Genomic DNA, 20633 nt, shown 5'->3' with positions numbered 1-20633 from the left:
TAAAAAGAGTAGTGCTATGTTTACTGGGATAATAGAAGCCACAGGCAAAATTGCTTTATTACAAAAAAAACAAGGCGACTTAGCCATTCGTATCCAAAGTACTGATCTTGATATGACAGACGTAAAGTTAGGTGACAGCATTGCAACTAATGGTGTTTGCTTAACTGTAGTTGATAAACATATTGATGGTTTTAGTGCGGATTTATCTAATGAGACGATTAGTTTGACCGGTTTTGCTCACTATGCTTTAGGACAAACGGTGAATCTTGAAAAAGCCATGCAACCTGTTTCTCGTTTAGGCGGTCATTTAGTGTCTGGCCATGTTGATGGTATCGCAACAATTACAAGTATTACAGCAAACGCCAGAGCAACAGAATATTGGCTTACAACTGACGAAAATTTAATGAAATACATTCCGTACAAAGGTTCGGTATGTATTGATGGTATAAGCCTGACAGTAAACGCTGTAGAGGGTAATAAATTCAAATTAACAATTGTCCCACACACGAGTGAGCAAACCACAATTGCTCATTTTAAAGTAGGTACCCAAGTTAATTTAGAAGTCGATCAAATTGCACGTTATTTAGAGCGCCTTATAAAGGGTGCAGAGCAACCAACGGGCTCTGATATTTCGATGAGCTTACTCGCTAAAGCGGGTTTTATTAAATAACGAAACTGACAACTTACACGAGCAAATTTATGAATTTACACAGCGCGCAAGAAATCATCGACGATATTAAAGCCGGTAAAATGGTTATTTTAATGGATGATGAAGATAGAGAAAACGAAGGCGATTTAATAATAGCTGCTGAGCATATTAGCGCAGAAGCGATTAATTTCATGGCTACCCATGGCCGTGGTTTAATTTGTTTAACCATGACGCAAGAGCGTTGCGAGCAACTTGATTTACCGTTAATGGTTAAAAACAATGGTGCAGCATTTTCGACTAACTTTACAATGTCGATAGAAGCATCAAAAGGTGTTACAACCGGTATTTCAGCAGCAGATAGAGCGCGTACAGTGCAAGCGGCTATAGCTAAAGGCGCAGTCCCAAGTGATATTGTTCAGCCTGGACATATTTTTCCTATTATGGCGCAACCTGGTGGCGTATTAACTCGCGCAGGACACACTGAAGCTGGCTGTGATTTAGCGCGTTTAGCTGGACTTGAAGCATCATCTGTTATTGTTGAAATACTTAATGCTGACGGCACTATGGCACGTCGCCCTGATTTAGAAGTTTTTGCGAAAGAGCACGATATTAAAATTGGCACCATTGCTGATTTAATCGAATACCGCAACTTAAACGAAACAACAATTGAGCAAGTAGCAAAATGTAAGTTACCAACTGTTCATGGTGAATTTGATTTAGTTACTTACAAAGACACAATTGACGGCCAATTACATTACGTATTGCTCAAAGGCGATATAAAAGATCAAGAGCCGACAAATGTACGTGTACATTTACAAAGTACCTTTAACGATATTCTACTTTCAGACAGAAGTGCTGACCGTAGCTGGGGCCTTTCTGAAGCAATGGCTTATATCGCTAAAAATGAAGGTGCTTTAGTTATTTTAGGTAAGCAAGAAAGCACTGAAGAGTTAGAGGCAACTGTGAAAGCATTTGCAGCAGCTGATGCTGGCGAAAGCGTTACGCCACGTAAATTCAAAGGTACATCTCGTACTGTTGGCGTAGGTTCGCAAATACTTGCCGATCTTGGAATTAAACAAATGCGATTAATGAGTCGCCCTAAAAAGTACCATGCACTTTCGGGCTTTCATTTAGAAGTTGTTGATTACGTTGAGCCACAATAAGCATCACGCTTAAACTAGGCTATTATTTTATTTTTATGGTATGATGCGCAGCAATTTTTGCGCAATCGCAACCGCTTGAACTTATTTTTAGGGTTATCAAATGAAAATTATTGAAGGTAATAAGTACGCTCCAGGCAAAAAATTTGCCATTGTCATTTCTCGTTTTAATGACTTTATTGGTAGCAGCCTCCTTGCAGGTGCTGTTGATGAGCTAAAACGCACAGGTGGCGTATCAGATGACGACATTACCGTTATTTATGTGCCAGGCGCGGTAGAATTACCTTTAGCGGCTAAACGCGTTGCGGCAAAAAAAGAGTATGATGCAATCATCGCATTAGGCGTAGTGATCAGAGGTGGTACACCACACTTTGACCTAGTTGCTGGCGAATCAAACAAAGGTCTTGCGCAAGTATCACTTGAGTATGATATCCCGGTTGCATTTGGCGTATTAACCACAGAAAGCATTGAACAAGCAATTGAGCGTGCTGGCACCAAAATGGGCAATAAAGGCGGCGAAGCTGCTTTAGGCGCGCTTGAAATGGTTAATGTGTTAGATAAAATTTAAGTTTAAGGAATTTTTGTGAAACCAGCAGCAAGACGTAAAGCACGTATCTTAGCACTCCAAGCCGTTTATTCTTGGCAAATAAGTGGCAATTTAATTGCCGATATCGAACAACAAATGTTGATCGAAACAGACGTTACTAAAATTGATGTTGAATACTTTAAAGATCTAGCGACGGGTGTTGCTGTAAATTACAAGCAACTAGACGAAGCTGTATCACCACATTTAACACGTCCGTTTGATGACTTAGATATGGTTGAGCGTGCAATTTTACGTTTAAGCAGCTATGAGCTTAAGTTCCGTGAAGACGTACCTTATAAAGTTGCTATTAACGAAGGTATTGAGCTGGCCAAAATTTTTGGCGCTGAAGACAGCCATAAATTTGTAAACGGTGTACTTGATAAAGCTGTTAAGCATTTACGCAAGTAAGTAAACCGTTAAAGAGGGGAGCCGGCATAGGCCGGCTTTTTTGTGTATGAAGGAATTTGAATTAATTAACCGCTACTTTAAAGGTCGCGGTATCACCCGTCGTGATGTAAACCTAGGTATAGGGGATGATTGCGCTTTAGTAACCGTTCCACAAAACTGCCAACTTGCCGTTACAACAGACACTCTTGTTGCTGGCGTACACTTTTTTGATGATATTTCCCCTCGTGCATTAGGTCACAGAGCGCTTGCTGTTAATTTAAGTGATTTAGCGGCCATGGGTGCTGAGCCAACTTGGGTTTCAGTTGCGTTAACTTTGCCAAGTATTGACCCACAGTGGATTGAAGAGTTTACTGATGGCATGCATGAAATTGCTGAATATTTTAATGTGCAGATTATAGGTGGCGATACAACTCAGGGCCCACTAACCATCACTATTTGTGCGAAAGGGACTGTACCCGAAGGTACTGCACTTCGTCGTAGTGGCGCAAAAGTGGGTGATTGGATTTATGTTACGGGTCCGCTAGGTGACGCTGGACTTGCAATTGAGTCTCGCAAACAAGGTATAAGTATTGAGCCAGAGCATTTAAAGTACGTAAATAAACGCTTTGACTTTCCAACCCCACGTGTTGCTGCAGGGCAGGTATTACGAGGCCTTGCATCATCGGCTATCGATGTGTCGGACGGCTTAATCGCTGATTTAAGTCATATACTCGATATGTCACAAGTAAGTGCAGTGGTGAATATTGAAAGTATTCCAACTTCAGATGCGATGCAAGCAAGCCTTGATTTTAATCAGCAGCTGCCATTTATTCTCAGTTACGGTGATGATTACGAATTAATTTTTACGGTCCCTGATAGCAATAAGAGTATGTTAGAAATAAAGCTACGCCAGTATGGTGTAGATGCAACATGCATTGGCCAAGTTAAAAGTGGCGATGGCCAAATTGAGCTTTTACACAACGGTGAAAAGTTTGATTTTGAACCGCAGGGTTTTGAGCACTTTGCAAAGGAGCTGGTTTGAACAATAACCGCAAGTTTAATTTAAAGCGTCCACATCAGTTTTTTGGTCTGGGCTTTGGGACTGGGCTTGCCCCTAAAGCGCCCGGTACATTTGGTACATTTGCTGCCTTGCCATTCATTTTTATGACCATGTATTATCCGTTATGGCTGCAAATTGTATTTGCCGTTGTGATCAGTATATTTGGTATATGGGCGTGCGGTAAAACGGCTGATGATTTAGGCGTGCACGATCATCCTGCTATTGTATGGGATGAAGTGGCGGGTTATTACATCACTATGATTGGCGCAGCACTTAACTGGCAAACATTACTCGTAGGTTTTTTGTTATTTCGCTTTTTTGATATAGCAAAACCCGGCCCAATCCGTATGCTAGACAAACGAGTGCATGGCGGTTTAGGTATAATGGCCGACGATATACTTGCGGGTATTTTTTCGCTTATATGTTTACAAGCGTTAATAAAAGTGGGTTTACTGCCCTTTTAATTTTTATATTTGATTTGTTTAACTAGGTGGCAGCAATATGATGCGATTTTTACTGGTTTGTGTACTTATGTTGTGCGCGACGCCAAGTTGGGCTTCAATTACTGATTACGTAGTTAAGCAATGGAATATAAAAGATGGCCTACCGTCGCAATCACTTAAAAGTGTTGTGCAAGATCAGCAAGGCTATATGTGGCTTGGTACGCAATTTGGTTTAAGCCGTTTTGATGGTACAACATTTACAAATTACAACACGCAAAATAGTCCATTCTTGCCTAGTAATGGTGTTAATAAGCTTTTAGTCGATTCTAGTGGTTTGTTATGGGTAGGCACTAAAAGTGGCTTGGTAGTTATTAACCCAGCCACATTTGCAGCACAAGAATTTAATATTAAAGGTCCAGTAAGGGATATTCTTGAGGACTCTAAAGGTAGCATATGGATTGCGGCCAACGGCTTATACTATGTAGATAGAGGGCAAGTTGATTTACGCACTGAAGTAAATGGTCCTCTACCTATTGTTAATGCTACTGTGATCACACAAATAGTTGGCTCTGTTAGCCAAATGGCACTCTCTCCTGAAGGCATTTGGCTGGTTAATGATCGTCATTTATTACGCCTTACAAAAAACTCATCAGATTTTTCTAAACTACGTTTAGAGCTTACCGCAAAAATATCTTTACCAGAGCGCCTAGCGCAAACCATAGTGCACGATTTATCATTTTTAAATGGTAATTTGTATATAGCTTCTGAGCTAGGTGCATACTTTTTAGATTTAGATGACGAGCTAAGACCTTTTCCTCTACCTAATGCAAATAACTCAGCCGTTTATAAGTTTATGAGTGATACCGATGGTGGCTTGTGGGTTTCGACCTATGGACGCTTATTATTCAGAGATAAAACCGGTGAGTGGCAATGGGTAGAGCCTAGCCAACTCGATCAAAGTATATGGTTTGCTGATATTTTTAGAGATGATAAAAATAACGTTTGGTTAGCAAGCTTTAGTGAAGGCTTGTGGCTTGCTCATGAAGGGCGAGTCGAAAGGCATTCAGCAGTTTCAAATATGACCGAATCTGTTATGGCTATTAGCCAAGCACCCGATGGTAAACTGTGGGTTGCGAATAAAAGCGGCATTGGTTATTTCGATTTAGATAAAAGTTTTATTAATTTAGTCCCAAGTAGTAAATATGGATACGCATCAGTACACGATCTACAATTTGATGGTGAGCGATTATATATAGCCACAGGGCGCGGCTTATTTGTTTTTGAAAACAAGACACTTTACACCGTCCCTGGTCGAGCACTTCGCGATAATCCGGTATTTGCAATAAGTCGCTCTAGTAAAGGCGGCTTTTGGATTGGTACCGGACGCGGTTTATATCGATTAAATTATGCTGGTTTAACGCCTTTTGCCTATAACGCTTTTTTAGGTAGTAAGTTTATTACCTACGTATTAGATAAAACAAACTTTGGTGTTATTGGTACTAGTAAGGGCGCATATTACTTTACAGACCGTGGCATTGAAAAAATTGGCGACCAAACAACACTTGAAAGCGCATACGTAACTAGCGTGCTACATATAGATGGCGTGGGTATTTTAATCGGCTCTCTTAACGACGGGCTTTTTTACAGAAGTACGCAAGGGCAATGGCGTCAGCTCGATGCAGCTAATGGTTTACCGTATGGTTCTATATTTAGCCTAGAATATGATGAAAAGTTAAAGCATGTTTGGGTAAGCACCATGAAAGGTGTTTACAGAATGCCTGTAGAGCAATTTAAAACAGAAATAAAAAGCCTAAAAGTTGAAGAAGTAATTTCATCTTTTGACCGTCAACTTGATGGTAAAGCGAATCAATGTTGTAGTGGACTTGGGCATGATGCGGTAGCAGACACCGGAAATTCTATTTGGTACCCAAGCTTACAAGGTGTTGTTGAAATACCTAAAAATGTAGAGCTATTTGGTGTGCTTGCATTAAAGCCAACAATAGAGACAATAATAACGCCACTTCGTCATTTAACTACCGCTGCGCTTGGTAAAAAACCATCATTAGAAACAGACGAGCGTGATATAACGCTAACTTACACAGCTATTGATTACTATGCACCAAACAGCATTGAATTTAGATATAAACTAAGTGGCTTAGATAGTGACTGGCGCTATGCAAATACGCGACGTGAAGCTATTTATACTAACTTGCCTCCTGGCTCGTTTTTGTTTCAATTAGAAGCTAAGCGCCAAGGTGAAGACTGGGCTAAAGCGCAAGATGTAGAATACGGTTTTGTAGTGCCTGAGCGCTTTGACGAAACAATTTACTTTAGGCTTTTAATTACCAGTGGTTTTATTTTGCTTTTTTATCTCATTTTTTGGGTGTTTAGAGCACAAGAACGCAGAAAACAAGAAGCATTAGAGGGCTTAATCACTGAGCGTACCTTAGAGCTTCGCCAAGCTAATGATAAATTAGGCCAAGTGAATTCACAGCTTAAATTAGTGAGTCACTCAGATGAGCTAACAGGGCTACGTAGCCGCCGCTTTTTGTTTGATCAACTCCCTAAAGATATTGAGCACTTTCAACGTAATTCACAGTCGCTGCAGGCACAAGGTAAGTCACTGGTGCTGGTAATTATTAACTTTGATAACTTCAGCCGTATTAACGATGCGTATGGCCCAATTGCAGGTGATAGCTGCTTACAGCAAATGGCTGCATTGTTAAATTCGCGTACGCAGGGCTCTGACTATGTGGCACGTTGGAGTGGTGATGAGTTTTTATTATTATTACGTGACTTTAAATGCAATAAAATAGATAGCTATGCCTCAGAACTTTGTAAAGTAATAGCTGCTAATTCGTTCCAATTACCAAATGGAAAAACAACTAATATCACGGCATCAATTGGTTGGTCATTTTATCCATTACCTTTACTAGGCGGACAGGTAATTAGCTGGGAAACCTCTATTAACTTAGCAGATATAGCACTGCATCAAGTTAAAAAGCGCGGTGGTGATGGTGTGGCTAATATTACGTTTGATGATCAGCTCGATGCATTTGAGTTTGAACAAAACTCTAATGTTGATCAGCAATTAGGTATTTTACAAAGTAATGGCTTGGCAGATATAAAAGTGTGGATGCGATAATGCCCGACCAAGGTTATTGGTCAGGCATGGTGAGGTTAACTCTATTTGTTAAGCCAAGCTGGTAATATTGCAATCGACTCAGGGGCTGTAAATGCCGTACTGGTATCGGCGCTTATATCACCGCCTGCACTGCTTAAAATATTATTAAATCGCATAACCACATTATTTGACTTCTCAGCTACGTATAAATCTGTTCCGGTATACATAATATCAACAGGGTTACCCAGTAGGGTATTTGGACCGCTAATAGTGGTACTTATGTTTACCAAGCCCGATGCAGTTGCTACGTTATTCAATACGTATATTTTGCCATCGTCAGCAACTGCTGCGCTACCAACATCAGAGAGTATTAGCGAGCCACTTAGCGAGTCGTAGTCGATGCCGTGCATGTTGCTTGGTGCTGCTACTGCTGTACCTGCATTTGCTGGCGTTATAAGCCTATCCTCAACTGCAATATTAGTACTACCAGCCATTAGTTTGCTTTTAACTTCGTCAAATACAGCAACGGTTCCATTTGTTAGTGCTACAAAAGCTCGATCAGTGTTTGCATCGTAATCAACATCCCAAGGGCGAGCATCGTTTGCAAACGTAAGCGTCATTAATGGGCTTGCATCCCCTGTGGTGCAAGTTGAAAATATTGAAATACTTGGAGTATCTGCATTATTTTCTGCAACTAAAATCATACCGCTATCAGAAGCCACATCAAGACCTTTAGGAGATATAAGGCCTGTATTCGAACCAGTAATAATGCTGTCTTGGTTCGTATTATAAGTTTGCCCATCTCTGTTTATTGCCACTTTATTTGAAATAACAATACCGCCAATTGAGGTTGTACTGTTATCGAACGTTGTATAACTATTACCCGCTTTATCAAAAGTTACACTTTCGATAGTTTGACTTGCATTATAGTTGCCAATTTCTGTGTTAAGTTGTGAACTTAATCGACTAATTTGCCCAGTTGTTTCACCTGCAGTGCCCGGATTACTACTTACAGCAACACCTAGCAGCGCCATATTAGCGGTATCACTATCTGAAATATCAGCCATCTCATTTTGTATACCCAGTTTAGTAATTGACTCAGGTTTAATTGTTGAGGTAACTAAATCAGGAGTGATATCGCCGCTTTCACCTGAAAATATATTGCTGAACACAAGAACAGCATCATTTGATTTTTCAGCTACACGTAAGTCACTACCTTCAAGGCTAATATCAACTGGGTTACCAAGCATTGTTGCTGGACCGGCAATACTTCGTGCAACGCTTACTAAGCCCTCTGCAGTTGAAGCATTATTAATTACAAATAACGAACCATCGGTTGCGTCTGAGGCACTGCCTACATCAGACAAAACAAGTTTATTAGTATTTGAGTCATAAACAATGCCGTGAATATTTACAGATATTTGCGTGCCATCATTATTACTTGGAGTAATTGTGCGGCTTGGCATTGCGGCAAATTCACCACCAACAAAATTATCATAAACGGCTACATCACCATTTGTTAGTGCTACATAAAGGCGGTCGTTAGATTCATCATAATCAACATCCCACGGCGCCGCTTCTGTAATAGTTGTGCCTAAAGGCGCTGCATCGCCCGCGGCTGTAGCGCCAAAAGTCGTTACTTGCATAGCGCCAAAGTCAGCAATAAAAACAAGGCCACTCTTTTGTGCTACAGCTATTCCTTTAGGGTTTACCAGTGTTGTGTTAGTACCTGTTATTTCGCGATCTGTATTAGCTGTATAGGTTGCGCCGTCACTACGATTTGCAAGCTGGCAAATAGTTTTAATACTGCCATTTTCGCTGTCGCTTGCTTGCAATAAATTACCTAAGCTATCAAATGCAACGCCTTCGTTAGCTGTTGTATTAAAGGTTTTTAGTTTAGAGGCGTTTTGGTTAATTAAATCGATAGTGCCTGTATTGCTCTCGCCATTGTTTGCCAAAATTAATGTGGCTGATGCAAAACCAGGGTTGCCATTTGTACCGTCGGTACCGTTTTGTCCATCGGTGCCTGCAATACCATCTACGCCGTTTTCACCATCGTCTGAGCTACAGCCTGTAATGCCGATTAATACTGCAAGTGTTAAAGCTGAAAAACTAAGCGTGTGTTTAAGTGTGTTTTTTTGTGTTGAATGAGTTGTTAAATTAGCTTTATTCATCATTTTTACCTTTTAAATATTCCATCAAATGTAGGTAAATAACGCGCTTGCTCATAAGGCATAGACTAAGCGGCACTGATTATTTACATGTTAACCTCATATCAATAACGGCTATAAAATGAAACTGGATGCAAAAAAGTTAAAATTAAAAACAAAAAAAGGAGCCTTGAGGCTCCTTTTTAATAAACTAAGTAAATAGCTTAAGCGATAAACGCCTTAATAGTGTTTAATATTCCTTGCTCGCCTAATCCCATTTCATCGTGCATTTCATCTTGCGTGCCGTGTTTAATAAACTCATCAGGAATACCTAAGTTAAGGATATTAATATCAGCTTTTTGCGTTGCCAAGTATTCATTAACTGCAGAGCCGGCACCGCCAGCAATCGCGTTATCTTCAAGCGTAACAAAGGTATCGTGGCTAGTAGCAAGCTCATTTAAAAGTGCAGTATCAAGTGGTTTAATAAAACGCATATTAACAAGCGTTGCATCTAATTCGTTAGCTGCAAGCTGGGCGTTTTCAAGTAATGTACCGAACGATAAAATGGCAATTTTACTGCCTTTCTTAATTGTATCTGCCTTACCTATTTCGAGCAGTTGCATAGTGCTTTCAATGTCTGCAGTACCTGCGCTACCTCGAGGGTAACGAACTGCAACAGGGCAGTTTTCTTTATAACCGGTGTATAGCATTTGGCGGCATTCGTTGGTGTCGCTTGGTGCCATAATTACCATATTTGGAATACAGCGCATAAAGCTTAAATCGTACGCACCTTGGTGAGTTTCACCATCGGCTCCAACAATACCAGCGCGGTCAATGGCAAATAATACAGGTAAGTTTTGCAGTGCAACATCATGTATTAATTGGTCATACGCACGTTGTAAAAAGCTCGAGTAAATAGCAACAACTGGTTTTAAACCTTCACAAGCAAAACCAGCTGCTAAAGTAACAGCATGCTGCTCTGCAATGGCCACATCAAAGTATTGATCTGGAAACTCTTTAGAAAAACGTACCATGCCAGAGCCTTCGCGCATTGCTGGCGTAATAGCCATTAACTTGCTGTCTTGCTTTGCCATGTCGCATAACCAATCGCCGAAAACTTTTGAAAAAGTAGCAGCGCTAGGTTTAGATTTAGGCAGGCTAGTTGTGCTCGGATCGAATTTTGGTACTCCATGGTAGCCAATAGGATCGGCTTCAGCCGGTTTGTAGCCCTTACCTTTTTGCGTTTTTATATGTAAAAGCTGTGGGCCTTTTAAATTACGCATATTACGCAATGTATCTACAAGCATGTTTACATCGTGACCATCAATTGGGCCTATGTAATTTAGGCCTAATTCTTCAAAGAAGGTCCCCGGGATCATCATGCCCTTAATGTGCTCTTCCATTTTACTGGCAAGTTGCTTTACCGGAGGCACACCTGAGAGTAACTTTTTACTGCCTTCACGAATGTTAGTATAAAAGCTACCTGATAAAATTCGGGCAAAGTGATTTGTTAATGCGCCAACATTTTCTGAAATCGACATTTCGTTATCATTTAAAATAATAAGCATGTCTGATTTTACATCGCCTAAATGATTCATCGCTTCAAATGCCATGCCTGCGGTGATAGCTCCGTCACCAATAATGGCTACAGATTTTCGACCTTTGCCTTCTTTTTGGGCGGCAATAGACATACCTAAGGCAGCTGAAATAGAGGTGCTTGAATGACCTACGCTAAACGTATCGTATTGGCTTTCATCGCGAAAAGGAAAAGGGTGCAAACCGTCTTTTTGGCGAATAGTGTGCATTTGGTCGCGACGACCTGTAAGGATTTTATGTGGATAAGCTTGGTGACCCACATCCCAAACTAGGCGATCGTCTGGAGTGTTATAAACATAATGTAGCGCAACGGTTAGTTCAACCGTCCCTAAACCAGACGCTAGATGACCGCTACTTTGCGATACTGAGTTGAGTAAATAATCGCGCAGCTCATTGCTAAATGCAGGGAGTTTGTCTTGCGCTAAGTCACGCAATTGGGCTGGCTCGTCAACCAAATTAAGTAATGGATACTTGTTACTATCAAGTGTCATGGTTTTATATATATCCTTCGCTAACATTAATTCATTCAAAGCTTTTACGAATAATTAATGTTGAGTAATAATGTCAGTGCTAATTGCAATACGTATGAGCAAAAATTAGTGGTCACGCTCAATTAGGTAATTTGCTAGCGACGCAAGAAGTGCTGTGTCAGCATCTATATTTGCCAACGCTTCATGGGCTTGTTGTATTAAATTTTGCGCCTTTTCTTTAGCGCCTAGCATACCTAATAACGCCGGATATGTCGCTTTATTCGCGGCAATATCGGAGCCTTGTGGTTTACCTAAAGTAACCGTATCGCCTTCAACATCTAAAATGTCGTCGTGTACTTGAAACGCCAGCCCTATAGCATACCCAAAAATGCTTAAATTTTCTAAGGTTTGTTGATCTGCCTTTTCACTGCACAGTGCACCAAGTGTAATTGCACAATTAATTAAAGCTCCGGTTTTTAGCTTATGTATTCGCTCAAGCTCTTGTACGGTAATTACTTTATCTGTTGCTGCTATGTCAAGACCTTGTCCGCCTACCATGCCCTCAAGGCCTGATGCGTTGGCAAGCGTAGCAATCATTTTTACTTGTGTTTGCGACGAGCATGTAAATTTGTGATTCGCAATAAGCTCAAAGGCGAGTGTTTGTAGGGCATCACCGGCTAAAATTGCATTTGCCTCGCCAAATTCTATATGGCAAGTAGGGCGGCCACGGCGTAAGTCGTCATCGTCCATAGCGGGCAAATCATCATGAACTAGCGAATAGCTATGGATACACTCAATTGCAGCTGCAAGTACATGTAAGTCTTGCTGGTTTGCACCGAGCATTTTACCTGTGGCATAAACTAAAAATGGACGTAATCTTTTACCGCCATTAAATAATCCATACTGGGTGGCGTTCTTGACTGTTTCTTCAGTATCGAGAGGCTGTTTAAAATGCTGTTGTAAGGTCGCTACTACATCTTTTTGAGCACGTTCGATATAATTATTTATGCTCACAGCTATTCCATATCATTATCAAAATTCGTAAGAACTGACTTTTCGCCATTCCCCATCAAAATTGATACTTTTTGTTCTGCTTGCTGTAATTTACCTGATGAAGCACTTGCTAATGCAATTCCACGCTCAAATTGCTTTAACGATTGCTCAAGCGATAAGTCACCTTGTTCCATGTCACTAACGATTGTAGATAATTCTTCTAGTGCTTGTTCGAAACTTAAGTTTTCAGGTTTTTTAGTCGCCATCTTTATTTCAGCTTACATAATAAATTTAGGGGTCAATTTTAGGGGGAATGCTAAACTAGGTCAAAGGATGATATTGGTTTTTTACCTTTATAACGTTAAATTATATTTCAAGTGTATTAATAAAGCCTTAATAGCGGTCTGTTAGTTTAATAAATCAATTGATAATTAGGTAGCCCTTATAACTTGATCTAAAATAGTGCTAAAGGCTGCTTTTTATGTTTATTTATAAAAATGGCTTAAGCAATTCAATATGTTGCCGATAAGCAGTTAATAATAAAAGTTTATGATAAGGCCATTAAGCATGAAACTTCTGGAGGAAATGTGGATTTAGCAACCATAATCGGGATCCTAGGCGCAATTGGCTTAATTGTCATGTCTATGTTTATGAGTAGTAGCGGTGAAATGGCTATGTTTGCCGATGCTCCTTCTAGTGTAATTGTATTTGGTGGTTCACTTTTCATTGTTTTATCAAATTTCACCATGTCGCAGTTTTTGGGTATAGGTAAAGTTGTTGCTAAAGCGTTTATGTTTAAAATTGAAACGCCAGAAGAGCTTATTGAAAAAGCAGTAGAACTTGCTGATTCAGCTCGTAAAGGGGGGTTTTTAGCACTCGAAGAAGCTGAAATCCCAAATCCATTTATGCGCAAAGGCGTCGACATGCTTGTTGATGGCCATGACGCAGATGTTGTTCGCGCCACACTTCAAAAAGATATCTCTTTAACCACTACTCGACATGAAATGGGCGCAGGCTTATTTAAGTCATTAGCCGATATTGCACCAGCAATGGGAATGATTGGTACTCTAATTGGCTTAGTTGCAATGTTATCTAACATGGATGACCCAAAAGCAATTGGCCCGGCAATGGCGGTAGCGCTTTTAACAACTTTATATGGTGCTTTTTTAGCCAATGTTGTGGCAATTCCTATTCAGGTAAAACTTGAACTGCGTAAAGACGAAGAAGCTATGAATCAGCGTTTAATTTTAGATGCTATTTTAGGTATACAAGATGGCCAAAATCCAAAAGTTATCGAAGGTATTTTGAAAAATTACTTAGCTGAATCTAAACGCAAAGTAGATACCGAGGAGTAATTATGTCTGATCAAGAGTGCAAATGCCCACCACCAGGCCTACCAGCATGGATGGGAACGTTTGCCGATTTAATGTCACTGTTAATGTGCTTTTTTGTACTCTTGCTTGCGTTTTCAGAAATGGATGTACTTAAGTTTAAACAAATTGCGGGCTCTATGAAGTTTGCTTTTGGTGTGCAGAATAAAATTGAAGTAAAAGATATCCCTAAAGGTACCTCTGTTATTGCTATGGAGTTTACCCCAGGCAAACCAGAGCCAACCCCAATAGAAACCATTCAGCAGCAAACAGTCGAAATGACTCAACAAATGTTAGAGTTTCAGGCTGGAGATGAAAGCTCAGCTGGCGGCAGGCAAGAACAACGCGGGGACAAACGTGGTGGCGAATCTCGTAGTACTTCTCAAGAGCAATCGTCAGAGCAAGCAACTTCAGCGGCCGATCAGGAACAAACTAACGAGCTCGTTAAAAAAATCGCGCAGCAGCTTGAAAAGCAAATAATAGATGGTGCAATTGAGCTTGAATCTTTAGGGCAGCAAATAATTATTCGTATTAGAGAGAATGGTTCATTTCCTTCGGGTAGTGCATTTTTACAACCTAAGTTTAAACCCATAATTCAAGATATTGGTGTACTGTTAAAAGATGTACCTGGCGAAATAACTGTATCTGGCCATACCGACGATTTTCAGGTATCGAATGAGCTATATATTAATAATTGGGACTTATCGTCAAAGCGAGCTGTAGCTGTAGCAAGCGAGCTGCAAACGGTGCAAGGGTTTGATAAAAACCGCATGATGGTAGTGGGGCGAGCTGATACTCGTCCACTTGTTCCAAACGATTCAAATGAAGATCGCCGAAGAAACCGTCGAGTAGAAATATCAATCCTGCAAGGTAAGGCTAAAGAGTCTGCTCCTATTGATGTGCGCTAAGTTATTGCTTGTGTTATATTTCACTATGTTTGTTTTTATTTAAGGTACTTAATTGCCTTAAGTATCTTGGCAATTTCGTCATTTTAGCTTACAGTACATTTCCTTAACATATGTAATGGAGTGCCTGTGAAAATAATCAATAAATATTGCGACATGCCGGGTAATGGTGATGGTACTGATGACGATAAAAAAACAAAATAGGGCAGAGTATTTTGCCTGAATGGTTTTTATATATTGTTAGTATTTTAAGCAAAAGCTGGGTTTTAATGCTAAGTCCGGCTATTTTTATATTTTTTGTATTTAAAGATCGCCTAGCCTTTCGATTTGTATTACTTACCGCAGCTTTTTTCCTCTTTGGTAACCTAACTGCTTCAAGCCTACGAGTGTTTGATGACATTTATATTTATCGTTATTTAGTTTGGGCGATCACAGATATTATTTGGATGGCACTTATAGCTTACTGGGGTATAAAGGATAAAGTTTATTTATGGCAATGTGTTATTGGGCAACTAGTTGTTATTGGCGCACCTATATTACAACTATTCCGATTAGTTGACCGCCATTTGTGGGATTTAGCTTACAGTACCGTTATTTATCAGACCCTAATGCCATTTATCAATATTGCCACGGTGGTTGTATGCTATTTACCTTTAATTATCCTTTTCACTAAGCAAGGTAGTGTAAAGTCAAAAATAGAAAACTCCCCACCTTCAAAATAGCTGTGCTAAACTACTGTTTATATAAACAGTGAGTGAGCGACTCCCATGAAACTCTACATTGCAGAAAAACCATCACTAGGCAGAGCAATTGCTGATGCCTTACCAAAACCACATAAAAAACATGATGGTTATATAGAAGTCGCTAATGGCGATTGTGTATCGTGGTGTATTGGGCATTTGCTAGAACAAGCAGAACCCGATGACTATGATGAGCGCTTTAAAAAATGGCAGTTTGAACACTTACCTATAATACCTGAACAGTGGAAGTTAAAAGCCAAAACCAAAACTCGCAAACAGCTCACTGTTTTAAAAAAATTAATTAAACAGGCCTCGCAACTTATTCACGCTGGCGATCCAGACCGTGAAGGCCAGCTACTAGTCGATCAAGTAATAGAAGAAGCCAAAATAAGTCAGGCTAAAAAGCAAAGTACGCAACGTTTACTCATTAGTGATTTAAATTTGTCCGCAGTAAAAAAATCACTGGGTACTATGCGTTCTAATCGAGATTTTATTCCGTTAAGTGTATCTGCTTTAGCGCGCTCTCGTGCTGATTGGCTATTTGGTATGAATTTAACGCGTGCATATACGTTAGCAGGGCAAAAAGCAGGGTTTGGTAATGTACTTTCGGTAGGGCGAGTACAAACCCCTATTTTAGGTCTTGTTGTTAATAGAGATAACGAAATAGCGAACTTTGTATCTAAGCCTTTTTACGATGTATTGGCGCATTTGCTTACTCCTGATAATCAACCATTCATAGCTAAGTGGGTTCCAAGCAAAGCATGTGAGCCACATCAAGATGAAGAAGGGCGAATACTTAACAAAGCTCTTGCAGAAAATGTTGCTTCACGTATTACAAAGCAAAGTGCTGAGCTTACTTTACTCGACCAAAAACAAAAAAAGCAAAGTGCTCCATTACCTTATAATTTATCTGCTCTGCAAATAGATGCCGCTAAAACATTTGGTATGCCAGCTCAAAAAGTATTGGATATTTGCCAAATACTTTACGAACGTCATAAACTAATTACTTACCCACGCTCAGATAATCGTTATTTACCTAAAGATCACCATCAAGATGCATCTGCTATTTTAAAGGCAATAAGTGCAAATGGGGGGCAAAGCAGTGAATTAGTAAACGGGGCAGATGTGAAAAAGGGTAGTAAATGTTTTAACGATTCAAAAGTAGCTGCCCATCATGCCATTGTGCCTACGGCTAAGCAGTTAAAGTCAGCGAGTTTGAGCGGTGACGAAGTAAAAGTATATCAATTAATAAGCCGTCATTACTTAATTCAGTTTTATCCCGACTATATATATAACGAAACTAAAGCTGAGGTAATTATTGCTGGTGGGCTTTTTAAGGCAAATGCAAAGCAAGATGTAAGCTTGGGTTTTAAGGTGTTAATGGGTAAATCTGAATTAAAAGATGAAGCCTCGCTACCTCCTTTAACAAAAGGTATGCCTCTTTTTTGTGATAAAGGCGAAGTAGTCGAAAAGCATACATCACCCCCAGCTTATTTTACCGATGCCACATTATTGGCTGCGATGACGGGCATTAGCCGTTATGTTAAAGATCCACAAATTAAAAAAGTATTAAAAGACACTGATGGTTTAGGTACGGAGGCAACACGTGCGGGAATAATCGAGTTGCTATTTAAGCGGCGTTTTTTAAAACGTGAAGGTAAGTCAATTAGAGCGACCGAAACGGGACTTGCTCTTATTAGCGTATTACCACAAGGTTTAGCGAGTCCTGATTTAACCGCAAAGTGGGAGTCGAGCTTAGGTGATATTGCACAGCAGGCAATGAGTTATCAGCAATTTTTACAGCCTTTACTTGCTGACCTAAATGGGTTTGTTCAATTAGCAGCAAACTGCGATAGCAATGCATTTGCGAAGTTACCAAAAAGCTCACCTAAAAAACGTTTTGCTAAACGAGGTGGAAAAGCGACCTTTAAAAAGTCGAGTTATAAAAAAAGCTCTGTTGCTAGTTAGCAACAGAGCTTTTTTATTAAACCATATTACTTAACCTGAACTCTGTTTGAGATAGATTTATTATCCAGAATTCAGGTTACTTATTAAATAAAGCAACAGCAGCGTTACTCATTGCTTTTATTCCAGTAGGAATAGCAACTTTATAATCTGGTGCAAATTTACTAGAGTGTAGAGAAGGGAGTACCTCACCTGTTTTTATTGAATCGGCATATTGTGCTTGGTTTACGCCTCCTAGCCAAAAGAGGGTGATAGGGATATTTTCATCGGTGCGCCCGTATAGGCCAAAATCTTCACCCGCCATTACAGCTTGTGTTTCAAGTACATTAGTATCGCCAATTGCGCTGGCAATAGAATTTCTAACAATGTCTGTTTGTGCAGGGTTATTATAAGTAGATGGAATCGATTCATCTTCATGTACATATACTACAGGGTAGTTTGATTCATCCAATCCAGCGCTTTGTGCTATCCCAGCTGTAATACGTTTGATAGCAGCTATTTGAGCGCTTCTTACATCGGGGTTATAGCTTCTAAGAGTGAGTTGTAGTTTTACTTCATCCGAAATCACATTATGTTTTGAACCACCATGAATAGACCCCACTGTAATAACAGAAGGCTCAAGCGGTGAAAGCTCTCGGCTTGTGATTGTTTGCAAAGCAAGTACAGTGCGTGCAGCTATAACCACTGGGTCTATAGTTGTATGCGGATAAGCACCATGACCACCTTTACCTATAATTGTAATATCGACAGAATCTACACTTGCCATCGTGTATTCATTTTTCATTGATACCTTACCAGCGGGGACGCTAGCGCTTACATGTAAAGCAATTATATGATCAGGTTTTGCAAATTTACTAAATAGTCCTTCGCTTAACATCGCTTTAGCACCCCCACCTACTTCTTCTGCAGGCTGTGCAACCATCATTAATGTACCTTGCCACTGTTTTTTATGAGCAATTAACTGCTCTGCAGTTCCAATAAAAGAGCTCATGTGGATATCGTGGCCACAGCCGTGCATTACACCTACTTTTGCACCGTGCTCATCTATTACTTTGACTTTTGAGGCATAGGATTTTCCTGTTTGCTCAATAATAGGTAAGCCATCAGTATCAGTGCGGATCATTACTGTCGGCCCCTCACCATTTTTATAAATACCAACTACACCAAAGCCACCTACATTACTTGTTACTTTAAAACCCAGCTGAGTTAATCTATCTGCTATCTTTTTACCTGTTTTTTGTTCGTGATAAGAAAGCTCTGGGGATTGGTGTAAGTCGAGGTAAAACTTTTCAATAGCTGGCATGGCTTTGCTTAAATTCAAATCGAGTCCATTTGCTTGTACTAATGGGCTTGCTAATAAAAGTATTGCACTTAGGTAAGTTAATTTCATATTTTCCCTTATTGTTGAATATGTATACCGAGTGATTTAGGTATATGACTTGTAATTATTATGTTCACCACCATATAAAAACCTAAATAGACGAATATGGCAATCAATTCAATGAGCAACATAGTTAGTATTAATGCGCAAAACCTTCAACAAGTACTCGGTGAAACATCACAACAAAAATTGGTGTTGCTTAACTTTTTCTCTCCTCAAAGTCCTGACTGCATTGGACAGGCTGCAATTTTAGATAAAGTAGCAGCAGAATATGCAAGCTATATAGTAGTAGCAAACTTAGATTGCGATGCAGAACAAGCACTCGCTTCTCAACTTGCGCAACAAGTTGGTCTGCAAACACTGCCTACGCTTGTATTATTAAAAGACTCCGCACCAGTAGATTTACTTGCAGGTGTTCAAAGCGAAGCGCAAATACGCGAATCCCTAGCAAAGCATTTACCTGCGCAACAAGACTTACTATTAGAGCAAGCAAAGCAAGCGTTATTAAAGTCAGATTTAAATGCTGCATTTAATTATGCAAAGCAAGCTTATGAAATAGACAGCGGTAATGCACGTATCAAGTTAGTGCTAGCAGACATATGTATTCAAATTCACAAGGTAGATGAAGCGCAAGCGCTTATAAATACAATAGATGCACAAGAGCAAGATGCTTACTTTAATAATATAAAAGCAAAATGCGAAGCCGCGCTTGAAGCAAAAGATTCACCAGAGATTAAAGAAAAGCAACAACAAGTAGAAAAGTATCCAAATGACTTAGAATTAAAAGAAGAGCTCAGTATTTTACTTAATGAAGCAGGCAGAAAAGAAGAAGCATTGGATGTACTGTTTACAGTTCTACAAAAAGATCTGAACTTCAACGAAGCAAAACCAAGCTTTTTAGCCATTATTGCCTCTTTACCTGATGGCGACGCACTCGCAGCTAAGTATCGTCGCAAGTTATATAGTCTTTTATACTAGGGTCTGTTGCTCTTTGCGGATTAAAATTTGTTCAAACTAGGGGGTGTTTAATCGCGGCGCGAGATTTGTAACCTAGTGGGCTAAGTAAAAACCGAGTAACAAAGAGTAAATAGCCCCTAGGAAGAACCCTTTGGGCAGCGCCTGTTTGGCATTAATGCTACGTTATCGCCTATTTATGGGGAGTAACCACACTACATAGGCTCTGCCTTGCCTGAATACCAAACAGGCTGCTGCAAATTTAACCTTGAAAGATAAACAGACCCTAGATTCTAATAACTATTACTTTTGAGAAGCACCTAAATAAGGTGCTTTTTGCATTTTTAAGGTTTTAATTAATAGCTTTAGTATGGTTTAGCTATGTAAAAACAAGAGTTATCAACAGGGTTTTGTGGGTAACTTGTGTTTATCGTGTGCGCTTGCTTGGGACTTAATTTTAATTACTATTTTATGCAAATAACGCTTGCGTAAAATCCGCCGCTCCCTATAATGCGACCCCACTGAGACGGGATATGGCGACGCGCAGCGGACAACGCATAGCGAGGCACGAACTGCTCAGAGAGTTAAATAAAACTTCGGTTTTAAATCTTCTAAAAAGAAAGTTTAAAACAAAGTGTTGACTCGAAAAATAAAGGGTGTATTATTCGCATCCCTTGAGACGCTAAAGCGACTCAAAACG

17 protein-coding genes are annotated in these 20633 nt (G+C 39.9%); 12 read left to right on the top strand and 5 right to left on the bottom strand.

All coding sequences use genetic code 11. From position 1 onward, the window contains the following. Positions 1–16 precede the first annotated feature (16 nt). The 7 genes from H5157_RS16955 to H5157_RS16925 all read left to right on the top strand — a co-directional run bounded on the left by H5157_RS16955 (position 17) and on the right by H5157_RS16925 (position 7430). Complete coding sequence (locus H5157_RS16955; protein ID WP_024596291.1) at positions 17–670, top strand: riboflavin synthase; 654 nt, start codon at positions 17–19, stop codon at positions 668–670. 29 nt (positions 671–699) lie between these two features. Next, on the top strand, positions 700–1812 hold the full coding sequence (ribBA, locus tag H5157_RS16950) for a bifunctional 3,4-dihydroxy-2-butanone-4-phosphate synthase/GTP cyclohydrolase II (protein ID WP_024603846.1): 1113 nt from the start codon (positions 700–702) through the stop codon (positions 1810–1812). A gap of 100 nt (positions 1813–1912) precedes the next feature. Further along, positions 1913–2377, top strand: a complete 465-nt coding sequence (gene ribE, locus H5157_RS16945; RefSeq protein ID WP_002961753.1) for a 6,7-dimethyl-8-ribityllumazine synthase — start codon at positions 1913–1915, stop codon at positions 2375–2377. A 15-nt stretch (positions 2378–2392) separates the two neighbouring features. Beyond that, positions 2393–2803: a transcription antitermination factor NusB gene (gene nusB, locus H5157_RS16940; protein ID WP_002961751.1), complete on the top strand. Its 411-nt coding sequence runs from the start codon at positions 2393–2395 to the stop codon at positions 2801–2803. A 46-nt stretch (positions 2804–2849) separates the two neighbouring features. Beyond that, positions 2850–3824, top strand: a complete 975-nt coding sequence (thiL, locus tag H5157_RS16935; protein WP_024596289.1) for a thiamine-phosphate kinase — start codon at positions 2850–2852, stop codon at positions 3822–3824. After that, positions 3821–4306 (top strand): phosphatidylglycerophosphatase A, encoded by a 486-nt coding sequence (locus tag H5157_RS16930; RefSeq protein ID WP_182196916.1) that lies wholly within the window; start codon positions 3821–3823, stop codon positions 4304–4306. Before thiL ends, H5157_RS16930 begins: the two co-directional genes overlap by 4 nt. 37 nt (positions 4307–4343) lie before the next feature. Continuing rightward, complete coding sequence (locus H5157_RS16925) at positions 4344–7430, top strand: ligand-binding sensor domain-containing diguanylate cyclase (protein WP_182725126.1); 3087 nt, start codon at positions 4344–4346, stop codon at positions 7428–7430. 41 nt (positions 7431–7471) lie between these two features. Here the strand turns inward: H5157_RS16925 and H5157_RS16920 are convergent, their stop codons facing one another. From H5157_RS16920 to H5157_RS16905, 4 genes are all read right to left on the bottom strand, one after another. Next, positions 7472–9583, bottom strand: a complete 2112-nt coding sequence (locus H5157_RS16920) for a hypothetical protein (protein WP_154903652.1) — start codon at positions 9581–9583, stop codon at positions 7472–7474. Between the two features lie 200 nt (positions 9584–9783). Beyond that, positions 9784–11646, bottom strand: a complete 1863-nt coding sequence (gene dxs, locus H5157_RS16915) for a 1-deoxy-D-xylulose-5-phosphate synthase (protein ID WP_182725125.1) — start codon at positions 11644–11646, stop codon at positions 9784–9786. A 105-nt stretch (positions 11647–11751) separates the two neighbouring features. Then, positions 11752–12639, bottom strand: coding sequence for a (2E,6E)-farnesyl diphosphate synthase (gene ispA, locus H5157_RS16910; protein WP_182725124.1), 888 nt, complete (start codon positions 12637–12639; stop codon positions 11752–11754). Positions 12640–12641: 2 nt separating this feature from the next. Then, positions 12642–12884, bottom strand: a complete 243-nt coding sequence (locus H5157_RS16905) for an exodeoxyribonuclease VII small subunit (protein ID WP_002961738.1) — start codon at positions 12882–12884, stop codon at positions 12642–12644. Between the two features lie 321 nt (positions 12885–13205). Between H5157_RS16905 and pomA the strand changes: the two genes are divergently transcribed. From pomA to H5157_RS16885, 4 genes are all read left to right on the top strand, one after another. Then, positions 13206–13973: a flagellar motor protein PomA gene (gene pomA / locus H5157_RS16900; RefSeq protein ID WP_024597197.1), complete on the top strand. Its 768-nt coding sequence runs from the start codon at positions 13206–13208 to the stop codon at positions 13971–13973. A gap of 2 nt (positions 13974–13975) precedes the next feature. Further along, complete coding sequence (locus H5157_RS16895) at positions 13976–14896, top strand: flagellar motor protein MotB (protein ID WP_024597196.1); 921 nt, start codon at positions 13976–13978, stop codon at positions 14894–14896. 212 nt (positions 14897–15108) lie between these two features. After that, positions 15109–15615, top strand: a complete 507-nt coding sequence (locus H5157_RS16890) for a hypothetical protein (protein ID WP_182725123.1) — start codon at positions 15109–15111, stop codon at positions 15613–15615. A gap of 45 nt (positions 15616–15660) precedes the next feature. Next, positions 15661–17601 carry a DNA topoisomerase III gene (locus H5157_RS16885; RefSeq protein ID WP_182725122.1) on the top strand — a complete coding sequence of 647 codons (1941 nt, stop codon included), beginning with the start codon at positions 15661–15663 and terminating at the stop codon, positions 17599–17601. Between the two features lie 76 nt (positions 17602–17677). Here H5157_RS16885 and H5157_RS16880 read toward each other — a convergent pair whose 3' ends face one another. After that, positions 17678–18988 (bottom strand): M20 family metallopeptidase, encoded by a 1311-nt coding sequence (locus H5157_RS16880; protein ID WP_182725121.1) that lies wholly within the window; start codon positions 18986–18988, stop codon positions 17678–17680. A gap of 111 nt (positions 18989–19099) precedes the next feature. Between H5157_RS16880 and H5157_RS16875 the strand changes: the two genes are divergently transcribed. Further along, positions 19100–19957 carry a tetratricopeptide repeat protein gene (locus tag H5157_RS16875; protein WP_182725120.1) on the top strand — a complete coding sequence of 286 codons (858 nt, stop codon included), beginning with the start codon at positions 19100–19102 and terminating at the stop codon, positions 19955–19957. The last annotated feature ends 676 nt before the right edge of the window (positions 19958–20633 follow it).

Source organism: Pseudoalteromonas sp. SG43-3, assembly GCF_014164385.1.
Classification (GTDB): domain Bacteria; phylum Pseudomonadota; class Gammaproteobacteria; order Enterobacterales; family Alteromonadaceae; genus Pseudoalteromonas; species Pseudoalteromonas distincta.
Note: the sequence above shows the minus strand (reverse complement) of the source record. Positions and strands in the feature narration are given on the sequence as shown.